At 46.8% G+C, this 12,298-nt stretch carries 12 protein-coding genes; 4 read left to right on the forward strand and 8 right to left on the reverse strand.

Annotated features, from left to right (window positions below):
• Positions 1-289, forward strand: a 289-nt coding sequence (locus tag F8L24_RS05780) for a TraR/DksA C4-type zinc finger protein (RefSeq protein WP_294953016.1), incomplete at its 5' end; no start/stop codon positions are given.
• A 4-nt stretch (positions 290-293) separates the two neighbouring features.
• On the opposite strand, the gene F8L24_RS05785 is transcribed toward F8L24_RS05780, so the two are convergent.
• Together F8L24_RS05785 and F8L24_RS05790 are read right to left on the reverse strand one after the other, a co-directional pair.
• Positions 294-695: a rhodanese-like domain-containing protein gene (locus F8L24_RS05785; protein ID WP_294953019.1), complete on the reverse strand. Its 402-nt coding sequence runs from the start codon at positions 693-695 to the stop codon at positions 294-296.
• A gap of 50 nt (positions 696-745) precedes the next feature.
• The gene (locus F8L24_RS05790; RefSeq protein WP_294953022.1) at positions 746-1,426 is read right to left on the reverse strand and encodes a uracil-DNA glycosylase family protein; all 681 of its coding nucleotides are present in this window, start codon (positions 1,424-1,426) and stop codon (positions 746-748) included.
• Positions 1,427-1,558: 132 nt separating this feature from the next.
• On the opposite strand from F8L24_RS05790, the gene F8L24_RS05795 reads away from it, so the two are divergent.
• Positions 1,559-2,710 carry an MFS transporter gene (locus tag F8L24_RS05795; protein ID WP_294953024.1) on the forward strand — a complete coding sequence of 384 codons (1,152 nt, stop codon included), beginning with the start codon at positions 1,559-1,561 and terminating at the stop codon, positions 2,708-2,710.
• A gap of 74 nt (positions 2,711-2,784) precedes the next feature.
• On the opposite strand, the gene F8L24_RS05800 is transcribed toward F8L24_RS05795, so the two are convergent.
• The 5 genes from F8L24_RS05800 to gltB form a co-directional block, all read right to left on the reverse strand.
• Complete coding sequence (locus F8L24_RS05800; protein WP_294953027.1) at positions 2,785-3,117, reverse strand: hypothetical protein; 333 nt, start codon at positions 3,115-3,117, stop codon at positions 2,785-2,787.
• Between the two features lie 80 nt (positions 3,118-3,197).
• The gene (locus F8L24_RS05805; RefSeq protein ID WP_294953030.1) at positions 3,198-3,722 is read right to left on the reverse strand and encodes a YbhB/YbcL family Raf kinase inhibitor-like protein; all 525 of its coding nucleotides are present in this window, start codon (positions 3,720-3,722) and stop codon (positions 3,198-3,200) included.
• A 150-nt stretch (positions 3,723-3,872) separates the two neighbouring features.
• Complete coding sequence (gene accD, locus F8L24_RS05810) at positions 3,873-4,772, reverse strand: acetyl-CoA carboxylase, carboxyltransferase subunit beta (RefSeq protein ID WP_294953033.1); 900 nt, start codon at positions 4,770-4,772, stop codon at positions 3,873-3,875.
• Positions 4,773-4,775: 3 nt separating this feature from the next.
• Positions 4,776-5,510: an inositol monophosphatase family protein gene (locus F8L24_RS05815; RefSeq protein WP_294953035.1), complete on the reverse strand. Its 735-nt coding sequence runs from the start codon at positions 5,508-5,510 to the stop codon at positions 4,776-4,778.
• Positions 5,511-5,565: 55 nt separating this feature from the next.
• Positions 5,566-9,981, reverse strand: coding sequence for a glutamate synthase large subunit (gene gltB, locus F8L24_RS05820; RefSeq protein ID WP_294953037.1), 4,416 nt, complete (start codon positions 9,979-9,981; stop codon positions 5,566-5,568).
• A 207-nt stretch (positions 9,982-10,188) separates the two neighbouring features.
• Between gltB and recO the strand changes: the two genes are divergently transcribed.
• Positions 10,189-10,791 (forward strand): recombination protein RecO, encoded by a 603-nt coding sequence (gene recO / locus F8L24_RS05825; RefSeq protein ID WP_294953046.1) that lies wholly within the window; start codon positions 10,189-10,191, stop codon positions 10,789-10,791.
• Positions 10,792-10,828: 37 nt separating this feature from the next.
• Positions 10,829-11,728 carry a hypothetical protein gene (locus F8L24_RS05830; RefSeq protein WP_294953040.1) on the forward strand — a complete coding sequence of 300 codons (900 nt, stop codon included), beginning with the start codon at positions 10,829-10,831 and terminating at the stop codon, positions 11,726-11,728.
• On the opposite strand, the gene F8L24_RS05835 is transcribed toward F8L24_RS05830, so the two are convergent.
• Positions 11,700-12,044, reverse strand: a complete 345-nt coding sequence (locus F8L24_RS05835; protein WP_294953043.1) for a zinc ribbon domain-containing protein YjdM — start codon at positions 12,042-12,044, stop codon at positions 11,700-11,702. The genes F8L24_RS05830 and F8L24_RS05835 overlap by 29 nt on opposite strands.
• Positions 12,045-12,298 lie beyond the last annotated feature (254 nt).

Genomic DNA, 12,298 nt, shown 5'->3' on the forward strand with positions numbered 1-12,298 from the left:
ACTCAGCAGTGAGATCGAAGCGATCCGGTCCGCCATCTATCCAAACAAGGGGGAAGGTACCTCGGACAAAGTCGCCCATATCAGTTTCAAGCAGGAACAAAGCATCCACTTTCAACGGTATGAAGAGGCGACCAAACGCCTGAACAGGCTCAAACATGCCTATCTGAAGGTCGATACACCCGAATACGGCATTTGCAAAGAATGTGAAGAAGACATACCCTTGGAAAGGCTCAAACTCGTGCCCGAGTCAGTATATTGTGTCGCATGCATGAATGAACTCGGGTTATAGAAACCTATTCCTTAACCGTCTTCCTTCCTGCTTTGATCCATCCGTTTTCGATGCCGCCTTTGAGTTCATAGACATGCTCAAAACCCATTTTACTGAGTCCGTCTCCCAGAGCTTTCGAACGATTTGCATGGGCACAGTAAATAAGAATAGGCTCTTTTTTATTTTGAACCAAATGTCCCAGCGCAAAGAACCACCCTGCAAGATCCGGCTGCCCGCTGGGTGTGAAGAACATCATCTTGTGTGCTCCCTTAATGATACCTGTCTGTTTCCACTCACCCGGAGTACGGATGTCAATGACCGGGTACCCTTTGGCCTGAAGCTTGGCAAACTCGTCTGCATCTACTGTTTTAAATTCTGCAAAAAGCGATATACTTAAAAATACCGCAAGCAATACGATTTTCTTCATAAAAATCCTTCTTATTTTTTGTGTTAGTGTACTGTAAAAAGATTAACCTTTCAGTGGACCTTTATACGTTTCAAAACATCCAGATAATGCTCAATATACTTCTCTTTCTCTTTACGCCGGTATTGCATCACCCATCTTGGGTGCGGCAATATCTCGATCGATTCAAAAAAACCGTGCTGTTTGTTCAGACGCTCAAGACAGGCAAGGTTCTTCCCCTGTCCGACCGTGGCGATCTTTCGCTGTATAGAGGGAAATGCCATCTGTTTGCCAATACTCTCTGTAATGAGCGGTTCGAAATATGCCAGAGTCTCTTTATCATCGTAATAGTTGTAGTTTTTACCCTTCCGCAACAGCCCGAACGGCAGAACGGTGCTGAAGAGGAAATCTCCGTAAAATACTTCCGGCCCTCCATAAGCCTCCACCACGTCACAGATGAACGAGGCGCTCAGTTCACTCCGTTTTTCCAGGATATTGGCAATGCCGCATTTCTCTTCGATCAGGATCGGGTCGGTAAACCCTATGCCCGTAAGTCCTGCACCGTTCCTGCCGGGATTGATGCCAAAAAGCAGCGTACGCGGAGCTCCATCGTCATAGTACTTCCGGTAAAATATCTTCATCACCCTGCGGGTTTCCGGGTTGTCAAACGGGAAGATCACTTCAACAGCATTGGGCGGACTGAAAGTTTGGGGAAGCGAAAAATAGAAGTTCAGGATCTCATCTGCCAAAGACATTGTCAAAACCTTTCATACAAATATTCAAAAGAAATGATTACATTGCGTTCTTTCATCTGCTTATTCTAACGTAATTTTCCCGCACTTTTAAATAGAATTTGGTTGACGACAGTCTCACCAGACTATTATGCTATGATACAGAAAAAAAATGATCTTATGACAACGACAAAAAATAGACAGATACAGTATGCTCTTCTTCTCGTCGCTACACTGGGTGTGATGTCCGGGGTTACAGTCGTCTCTTCACTGCCGCTCATCAGTCGTACATTTTCCCATATCCCGCATATTGAATTTCTCTCCAAACTGATGCTGACTATCCCCTCCATCATGATCGCTGTTTTTGCACCTTTTGCCGGACATAGCGTAGACAGGTGGGGACGGCTCAAACCGCTTTATGCAGGTATCTTTCTCTTTGTTCTGGGTGGAAGCTCCGGATTTTACCTGAATAACTTCTATCTCATTTTGGCCGGACGTGCAATACTTGGTCTTGGTGTAGCGTTCATCATGACAAGTTCCACGGCACTCATCGGAGACTATTTCGATGAAGAGACTCGCCATATTTTCATGTCCAGACAGGGAATGGCTGTAGCCATAGGCGGCATACTCTTCATTACTTCAGGGGGAATACTGGCACAGATACACTGGTCCTATCCTTTTGCCATTTACTTTATCCCTCTGCTCTTTTTACCCTTGCTCTTTCGGGCACTTTATGAGCCCAAAAAACACAGCCACGTCCCTGATCCAGAACTGGAAACCAGTCTGATGCCAGTCTACATTACCGCATTCTTTGTCATGGTACTCTTCTATATGCTTCCTACTCAGTTACCCTATCTCATTGTCAATACACTCGGAGGCAAAGCCCAAACCGTAGGGTTTGTCATTGCCACTGCCATGGTATTCAATGCCCTTACAGCCATACAGTATGCAAAGATCAAAAAACGCTATTCCTACATCCGGATCTATGCCTTCACCTTTTTGTTGTTTGCCGCAGGGCTGTTCTTTATCTCAAGGGCACATGATATTGCCGAACTTTTCTTTGCTACAATGCCGATTGGAATGGCATTTGGCTTGCTGCTTGTCAATACCAATGCCTGGTTCCTCTCCAAAGTACCTCCCAGCAAAAGAGGAAAAGCCTCGGGTATCCTTACTTCCAGCTTTTTCCTGGGACAGTTTGCTTCTCCCATTTTCTTTGAACCCCTTGTCAGTGCCTATGGTATACAAGGACTCTTTCTGATCATTTCATGTGTTGCAGCCCTGGTCTCATTGGTACTGTTCACCCGATAAGCCCAGGTCAGTCAAATGGTACAGTCATCTGTTTTTGAAACAGAACAGGAACCCATCTTGGCGTTCTTTATGTTTCAGACAACTACTTTCAGTACTTTTGCATACTCTTCGGGTATTTCAAATGCTTTTCCCTCCAAATAGGAAGAGGCCAGTGTGTTGATCCAGGCGCGCGAAGCTTCAATACCGTAGATTTTCAGAAAATATTTTCCTTTCTCTTCCGTCAGCGCATAGCGCTCCACCTTTACGGTCAAGGGTTCTTTCTCCCCCTCAAGCAGTACTTCGATCTCTATACTTTTTCGTTTGGAATCCAGATTGAGTTTCAGCATTTTTCCATACTTCCTTATATACGCGTTTATAGCGACTTTGGCACCTTTGGAAAGTGCAGTATCTTTTAGTTTTTTGAACACAGACCTCTCCTCTGTCATCCTGTTAGTGCCCTATACAATACTTCTGTTCCAAATATTCTGTAAGCGTTTATTCTGCATGCTCAGCGTTGATAGTAGGAAACAATACTTGCCTTTTGCAAAGCGTGTGCATTGATCTGGTATCCGACAACAGGCGGTTTGGTATCGGCTTTAACCGGCAGTTTGGCTACATCGAGTGCATAAACTGTGAAAATGTAACGGTGCGGTTTGTCACCTTTGGGCGGACATGCACCGCCGAATCCTCTACTTCCATAGTCATTCAAGGTCTCGAGTGTCCCCTTCGGCATGGCTTTGCCTGAGGCACCTGAAGCAAGGGAGGTAACACCCGCGGGAATGTTCACGGCAAGCCAGTGCCACCATCCGCTGCCTGTCGGTGCATCGGGATCATACACGGTCACAGCGAAACTTTTTGTTCCTTTGGGTGCACCTTCCCAATGCAGTTCGGGAGAAAGGTTCTGCCCGCTGCATCCGAAGCCGTTAAACTCCTGCACCTTTGTCAGCTGGCCGCCGAGATCACTGCTTTTAAGGGTAAATCCTTCCGCCGTCAAAACAGAAAGCCCCAAAACAAACACTATAAAAAATTTCATGATTTACTCCTTTTACCGGTTTATTCATATCATAGCAAATTTTTCTTCATTCACATCATTGTTCAATCGTTTGGAAGTGATTTTTCAAGATTTTTAAAATCGGTGTCGGAGTATGTTTCCGAAAATATATTCGGAGGAACAGACCAAAAGCTATTCAGCTTCTGTTTCTGTCTCTATTTCTGTTTTTGTCTCTTCTTCTATGCCTGCCGGCTCGGTTTCTTTCTTCTTTTGATCAAAAAGTTTAAAGAAATCTGAGAGTGTCTGTTTGATTTTGCCTCTGTCTACAACCATGTCGATCAGCCCGTGTTCAAGCAAGAATTCCGAACGCTGAAAACCTTCAGGAAGGTCTACACCCACGGTCTGTTTGATAACACGCTGTCCTGCAAATCCGATCAGGGCTCCCGGTTCGGCAATGATGATATCTCCAAGCATGGCAAAAGAAGCGGACACACCGCCCATGGTAGGATCGGTAAGAATAGAGATGAACGGCAAGCCTTTGGCATCCAGTCTTTTCAGTGCTGCCGAAGTTTTGCTCATTTGAAGCAGGGCATAGGTACTTTCCTGCATTCTTGCACCGCCCGATGCACTGACAATAATAACCCCGCATTCTTTTTCAATGGCTCGCTCAACGGCACGAACGATCTTTTCACCTTCAACGGAACCGAGACTTCCTCCCATGAAGGCAAAGTCAAAGACGACAAGTTCTGCATCCTGACCGTTTATTGTACAGCTCCCGCTGACCACGGAAGATGTTTTGCCTGTTTTGGCTTTTGCTTCTTCCAGGCGTTTTTTATATGACTTTTTATCGGTAAACTTCAGGGGATCGACCGGTGCCAGATTGGCATCGCACTCAACAAAACTGCCTTCATCGGCAATGGAAGCGATACGTTTTTCCGCATTGATACGGAAATGATGGTTACACTTCGGACACACATTCTGAATAGCTTCTACCTCTTTGTAATACATCAAAGAAGTACATTTGGGGCACTTTATCCACTGATTGGGAGTTTCATTCTTGACTTCATCTTTTTTAAACAGGTTGGCGAACATATTTTATTCCTCTCTACACTCTTTAATCAATTCTTCTATCTTCTCTGCGATACTTTTTTCTGTTGATACTATAACATAATCTTGCTCAACGATCACTTCAAAGCCTTCACAAAGCGCCAGTCCCGCTGCAAGATCATAAATACGAAACGGCCCTACGAACAGAACATATTTCACCGTATGGGCATACGCCAGCGAAAGTGCTACGGCCCCGGGAGCCCTGAACTTCAAGCTCTGCGCATCCAATGCGGCAACCAGTGCCGGATGAGCGTAAGCTTTTTCGAAGAGCCCTATTTCCGGAGAAGAAGACACACTACGGAGATCAAAACCGGAACTGAAAAGCTTTCCCTGAAGTACATCTCCGTTCCCTGACTTGAGAAAGATATCATGGTTGGCAAGGTTGCAGACCACAGCGGCATCGAGAATGCCGTTCGCACTCACTTTGGCGACAGAAGTACCATAATAGGGGAAAAGGGAGAGTGCATTGGAGGAGCCGTCAACAGGATCAATGATGATCTTCGTTTCGCCTTCGCCCATAAGCCCGGACTCTTCAGACTCGATCTGACCGAAAGAAGAAAGATATTTGAAAAAAACGGATTCCGCAAAAAGGTCAAGCCGGCTGCTGACATCACCGCCGGCGCCTATTTCGGTCTTTTCATACCAGGAAGCATCGAAACCTTTTTCAAGCGCCGCGGCAATCTCTTCATTCGCTTCGATACATGCTTCAATAAACGGATCCATCATTCACCTTTACCTAAAATATCGACATGCTTCACCTCAACGTGAAGCTGCAGTACTACTCACCTTTTTTGTTGATGAGAAGTGTCGGTCTTGCACCGCGCGGCACCACCATCCAGAACTTGCGCACAGCTGTTCTGGCATTGTCAAGAATGTCCTGGGCTTTTTTACTGCCAGTCTTGGCAACATAGTCTCTAAGCAGGGCTTTAAGCTCAAACATTTCATAATCCCACTCATCTGTATCAATACGGATCGCTTCCACAAGTTCCGGGTTGACCTTCTCGTAGAACGTACCCTCTTCATCATAGACAAAGGCTTTACCGCCGGTCATACCTGCCCCGAAGTTCACTCCGGTTCTGCCCAAAACCACAACCACACCGCCGGTCATATATTCACACGGATGGTCTCCTGTACCTTCTACTACCGTCGTTACACCGGAGTTACGGACAGCAAAACGCTCACCGACCTGGCCGTTGATGTACAAAGTACCGCCTGTTGCACCGTAAAGACAGGTATTTCCGCCCAATGCAAAGTCAGGACCGGATTTGGTAGACGTGATGACAATACGCCCGCCGTTCATTCCTTTACCGATATAGTCGTTTCCTGCACCATCCACATTGATCGTAATTCCTTTACTGAGGAAAGCACCGAGAGACTGTCCCGTTACGCCTTTGACATTCAGGGTAATGGTATCTTCGGGCAAACCTTCGTTTCCGTGTATGGCAGCAATTTCTCCGGAAATCCTGGTACCGAAACTTCTGTTCAGGTTGGTGATCTCTTTGTTCAGCACGATCGGTTCGGACGGATCTTTGATCGTCGGCATCAACTCGTCAACAATGGCTTTTTCATATTCATTTTTGTCATACGGTTCGTTGGACGGTACTTGACAGGTGTTGACACCCGCTACTTTATACAAAAGGCTTTCAAAGTCGAATTTTTTGGCAAATTCGTCATCGATGACTTTCAGCAATTCATTCTTTCCTACGATCTCTTCGATCGATCTGTAACCCAAAGAAGCAAGGATCTCACGAACATTTTCTGCAAGCAGGGTAAAGTAGTTGACAACTTTCTTCACATTTCCTTTGAAACGTGCCCTGAGATGAGGATCCTGTGTCGCAACCCCTACACCGCAGGTATTGAGGTGGCAGACACGCAGCATGATACATCCGACAAGCACAAGCGCACCCGTACCGAAAGCATATTCTTCCGCACCGAAAATCGCTGCTTTGACAACATCCAGTCCGGTTTTGAGCCCGCCGTCCGTTTCTACGGTCACCTGTCCCCTGAGGTTATTGGCTTTGAGTGAATTGTGCGCTTCTATCAGTCCGAGTTCCCAGGGGTTGCCTGCAAAACGGATGGAACCGATGGGTGCCGCTCCTGTACCCCCGTCCCCACCGGAAATAATGATCTTGTCCGCATAGGCTTTGGCAACACCCGCCGCAATAGTTCCCACACCAGCGGTCGAAACCAGTTTGACGGCGATCTTCGCTTTGGGATTGATCTGCTTGAGGTCGTAGATAAGCTGTGCCAAATCTTCGATCGAGTAGATATCATGGTGCGGCGGCGGTGAAATAAGTGTAACACCGGGCTTGGTAAACCTCAGAGAGGCAATGAGCGGAGACACTTTGCTTCCGGGAAGCTGTCCTCCTTCACCCGGTTTTGCTCCCTGTGCCACTTTGATCTGCAGTTCTTCCGCAGAACGCAGATACTCCGGTGTCACACCGAAACGCCCCGATGCGATCTGTTTGATCTTGGAGTTTTTAATGGTACCGTAGCGTGCAGGATCTTCCCCTCCTTCACCGGAGTTGCTTTTCGCGCCGATGGTATTCATTGCTTCCGCCAGAACTTCGTGTGCTTCCTGCGAGATCGAGCCCATAGACATGGCCGCGGTAGAGAAACGTTTGAATATTTCGGAAACCGGTTCTACCTCATCGATACTGATCGGTGCTCTGTCCGAATTGAGCTCAAAGAAATCACGAATAAATTTCTTGTCTCTGCCGTTCACCATTTCTGTAACTTTTTTAAAGTCCTCTTTTTTACCCGAAGCTGCAGCAGTCTGCATAGCGGTAATGTTCGGCCGGGAAAAATCGTGATACTCTTCGCCTTTTTTGTATTTGTAGTACCCGCCTTTGTAAAGCGCCTTGGCCTTGCCGTCAAACGCACTGGTATAGGCGCGCTGATGGTTACTGTTGAGTCTTGCATCGATATCTTCGTATCCGAGTCCCTTGAGCAGCCCCTGTGCACCGTAAAAGCACTCCGAAACGATCTCGTCACTCAATCCGATGACATCGAAAAGTTTCGAATTACGGTAGGAGGAGATCGTTGAAATACCCATTTTGGACATGATCTTGAGCAGTCCGCCGCCCATGGCACGTCTGAAGCGTTTGAGATTCATTTTCATATCGTACGTGTCTTCCGAGAGCTGTTCTACCGTATAGTAAAGCAGATAAGGATAGATCGCTGCGGCACCGAAGCCTATCAGACAGGCTGCAGAGTGAGGATCGAACACTTCGCCGGTCACGGCAACGATACTTGTAAGGTGTCTGAGCTCTTCATCAAGCAGTGCCTGGCTTAAACGGCCTATCAGCATCAGCATCGGGATCACTTTCGTCTCATCGTCCAGAGCCCGGTCATCAAGAATGATCGTTCTGACTCCTGCTTCTTTTACATCTGCAATGATCGCATCGACAAGCTTGTCCAAACTTGCCTTGAGATCGGTAATATAGGTAGTATCGTACGCTTTTGCCTTGTAGGCCGGATCATACTTTTCATTGTTCTCGTCACCGAACTCCTGAAGGATGGTAAATTTTTCCGCTGACATGACAGGCAGAACGGTCTTGAGACGTTTTGCATGTTCCGCATCATCCGAAAGGACGTTGCTGATCGATCCGAAGCCGGTATTCAGACTCATCACTGTTTTTTCACGAATAGGGTCAATCGGCGGGTTGGTGACCTGCGCAAATTTCTGCTTGAAAAAGTCTGTAAAGTTTCTCTGTTCTGTCGAGAATGCAGCAATAGGAGTATCGTCACCCATGGCTGCCGTTGTCTCTTTGCCTTCCGCGATCATCGGCTTGATCACTTCTCTCATCACTTCAAGCGTATAGTTGAAGTAGCGCTGTTTTGCCTCCATTTTCTTGTGGTCGGTAGAAGATTTTTCCACTTTTGCTGTAGGGACATGCTCCTGCAGATAACTCATATTTTTGGAAAGCCATTTGTTGTACGGATACATCGACTTGAGATAATCGTCAATATCTTTTGACTTCAGCACTCTGCCATATTTAAGGTCAACACCCATCATTTCACCGGACTGGAGACGCCCCCGTTCAACAATCTGATCTTCCGGAATACCAAGTACGCCATACTCCGAAGTGATCAGCAGTCTGTTGTCTGTTGTAATGACGTATTTTGAAGGTCGCAAACCATTCCTGTCAAGGACACAGCCGATATAACGGCCGTCTGTCATACTGACAGCCGCCGGACCGTCCCAAGGTTCAAAACAGGTAGAAGCATACTCATAAAAGGCTCTAAGATCTGCATCCATCTGCGGTGCATTATGCCACGGTGCGGGGACAAGGGAACGCGCCGCTTTGAAAAAGTCCACCCCGTTGACGCGCAGGAATTCCATAAAATTGTCAAGGCTTGCAGAATCGCTCATACCGTCCTGTATCACATCAGTCAGGCGTTTCATCTCTTCGTCACTGAAAACAGTAGACTTCACAGACGCCATTTTTGTTTTAACATTAAAACGGTTGGCGGTCACAGAGTTGATCTCACCGTTGTGTGCGATCATTCTGAAGGGCTGTGCCAGCCTCCATTCAGGCAGGGTATTGGTCGAAAAACGCTGGTGGAACAGACAGAAGGAAATTTTGAAATTTTCATCGGAAAGATCCTGATAGAACTCTTTAATATGCGTGGGCATGACAAGCCCTTTGTACGAAACCACCTTGGTCGAAAAGGAAGGAATATAGAAATCCCTGTCATCTTTGAGTGCATGTTCGATCTCTTTTCTTGAAAGGTAGACCAATGCTTCAAAACGCTCTGTGGCCACCACCCCTTTGGGGGCAACGAAAATTTGCCGAATCTCCGGAAGTGATGCCAGTGCCTGTTCTCCCAGGGCATTGGTATCCACAGGTACGGTACGCTTATAAACGACCTTGAGGTCATTCGCTTTACAGATATTTTCAATGACCTTTATGTCGGACTCGTTACGTGAAAAGACCATAGCAACAGCATAATTCATAGGCAGTTCAATACCGTCTTTCGCCGCTTCCTGCTCAAAAAAACATTTGGGAATCGAGAGAAGAAGTCCAGAACCGTCACCCGTTTTCCCATCTGCTGCAATTGCCCCTCTGTGCATCATACGCGACAGCGATGTAACGGCATCTTCCAAGTTTTGATGGGTCGGTGTATTGTCGATGGAGCAAAGAAGCCCAAACCCACAATTGTCCTTGAACGAGGTAAATAAATCTCTCATATGTCAACCTTAAAATAGTGTAGTAGAACAGCCTACAGTGCAACTATAAGTGTTCAAAATGGTGATGATTATACTTAAATATACGTTAGATTTAAATTAAAGAGTACCTCTTCCCCCGACCCCGGAGCTTGCAACTGCTTACTTTGTTAACAACATTTCTACTATAATTAAAATAAAAAACAGAGGTGTCACATCAAAGGGTTCATACTGAGTGTACACAAAGTGAAGAATGAAGATTCCGTCGCAACAGTACTCACGGCACAGCATGTCAGGACCTACTACCGTTTCTTCGGTGCAAGACATTCCATTTTGCAGCTGGGGAACCTGGTTGATTTTGAAGTCGAAGGGGAGGACGGCAGGTTTTTGCCGCGGCTCCGATCGCTCTCACACATCGGTTTTCCCTGGCTTTTCGACAAGAACAGACTGCTGATATGGCACAATTTCATTCAACGCTTCGAAACACATCTCAAAGATGCCGACGAAATAGACAGTTTTTACTATGATCTTCTGCTCCGTGCCGCCCAAAAATGGGACAGGCAGAACCCCAAACGTATTGTATGCGAAAGCTATATTGAACTGCTGGACTATGAAGGAAGGCTTTACCCCGAAGAAAACTGCTATATCTGCGAACAGCCTATCGGTGAAGAGATCGCCCTCATGCAGGCTTTCAAACCTGCACACCCCACCTGCCTTTACAGTGCTGCTTTTTCTACCCGAAAAATACTGGATTTTTTCCGGACTAAACAGACAATACACATGGAAGACCATGAAGTAGATTCTCTCTTTGAGGTCGTCATGAAAGGGCTGTAAAAAGGCTTCTAAAAGTATAAGAAAGTATAATGACTGCATGAATAACCGTACCCTCCTGACCTGTACTGCCTGGACATTCCTTCTCTTCACAATGACCGGCTGTGTGGAACTGAACTGCCCACTGCCCGACCATCTGAATAAGACAGTCAAACAGGAACTACTCTCCTCAGCTTCAGCGGCGGCCGACATCAAACACAACTCCTGGAGTATGGGAGGTCTCTGTGCCGACAGGATCATCTTTTACGACCATGAAAAAAAGTGGCAGATGCTGCTGGTACGGAACCTCAAAAAGCCTGTCGGGCCGTTCTGGTACCTGCCGCACGACAATGAGAACTCCGCATTCTCTGCCGCTGTCTATGCCGCCAAAAAGTACGGCGGCGGTTTTCTTGCGGTTGAAGCGAATGGAAACAGGTATGCATCAGGCAAAGATCCAAACAGAAATTTCAAAACCTCATCGGCCTATACACGAACAGTCTTTGGTATCATCGACAGCTTCAGAGGAAAGAATATGCCCTACCTTGCACTCCATAGCAACAGGAACGGACACAGGAACAACGGCGGAGAGGGAACGGTATCCATGCGTGTGACAGATACGCATACCCTGTCCTTCCCTGCAGGCACCATAAAAATCGGCAGAAACAAAGGACTCGGAGATGAGGACAGTCTCGTCTACCTCTCGGGAAGAGATCTTGACAGGAAGAAGATCAATGCCCTCAATGCCAAAGGGCTGAACGTCAAGTTCGAACTTGTGAACGGCCGTGCCAACGACAACTCCATGTCCAACTACATTGCGCTCCACAGAAGCGGGATCGGCTACGTGAATATAGAAGCGGAGGACGGGGATGTCTCAACACAGAAAAAGATGATAGACAGGGTGATGCAGCTCATCTACAGCGGGGCTTTAAGGTTTATGCCTTTTTCACGAACTCCTGCTTGAGCTTGATAGGGCCCACACCCGGTACTTTACAGTCGATGTTGTGCCCGTCGCTGCCTTCAACCAGACGGATACCTTTGATCTTGGTTCCCACCTTGATCCCGCTGCTGCTTCCCTTGACTTTAAGGTCTTTGATAACCGTGACCGTATCACCGTCTTCAAGAACATTACCGTTGGCATCTCTGACCACCAGTCCTGCTTCAGCTTCTTCAGCCTCACCTTTGCTCCACTCGTACGCACACTCCGGACAGATATAGAGTTCACCGTCCTCATAGGTATATTCGCTGCCGCATTTTGGACAATTTGGGATGTTTTCCATTGTGTTTCCTTTGTTGAATGATTATTACCGCACCTGGGTACAGTAATATGTTGGGCGTATTTTACTCTTCTTTTTTTAAAGGTTAAGTTAACACGATTACATAACATGGGGATGCGACTTCAGTCGCATGTCAGCGACTAAAGTCGCTGCTCCAAAAACCTTAACTCGATTTAGAAGATCATGATGAGGCTGCCGGCGATGACTAGCAGAACATTGGCGAAGGCGTAGGTACCTGTGTAGCCCAGTGCAGGCAC

This window comes from Sulfurovum sp. (assembly GCF_015493435.1).
Lineage (GTDB): Bacteria > Campylobacterota > Campylobacteria > Campylobacterales > Sulfurovaceae > Sulfurovum.

Coding starts and splice junctions, on each gene's coding strand:
- F8L24_RS05805 (WP_294953030.1), bottom strand. CDS start 3,722: ATGAAATTTTTTATAGTGTTTGTTTTGGGGCTTTCTGTTTTGACGGCG.
- F8L24_RS05785 (WP_294953019.1), bottom strand. CDS start 695: ATGAAGAAAATCGTATTGCTTGCGGTATTTTTAAGTATATCGCTTTTT.
- F8L24_RS05835 (WP_294953043.1), bottom strand. CDS start 12,044: ATGGAAAACATCCCAAATTGTCCAAAATGCGGCAGCGAATATACCTAT.
- F8L24_RS05830 (WP_294953040.1), top strand. CDS start 10,829: ATGAATAACCGTACCCTCCTGACCTGTACTGCCTGGACATTCCTTCTC.
- accD (WP_294953033.1), bottom strand. CDS start 4,772: ATGTTCGCCAACCTGTTTAAAAAAGATGAAGTCAAGAATGAAACTCCC.
- F8L24_RS05815 (WP_294953035.1), bottom strand. CDS start 5,510: ATGGATCCGTTTATTGAAGCATGTATCGAAGCGAATGAAGAGATTGCC.
- F8L24_RS05790 (WP_294953022.1), bottom strand. CDS start 1,426: ATGTCTTTGGCAGATGAGATCCTGAACTTCTATTTTTCGCTTCCCCAA.
- gltB (WP_294953037.1), bottom strand. CDS start 9,981: ATGAGAGATTTATTTACCTCGTTCAAGGACAATTGTGGGTTTGGGCTT.
- F8L24_RS05795 (WP_294953024.1), top strand. CDS start 1,559: ATGATACAGAAAAAAAATGATCTTATGACAACGACAAAAAATAGACAG.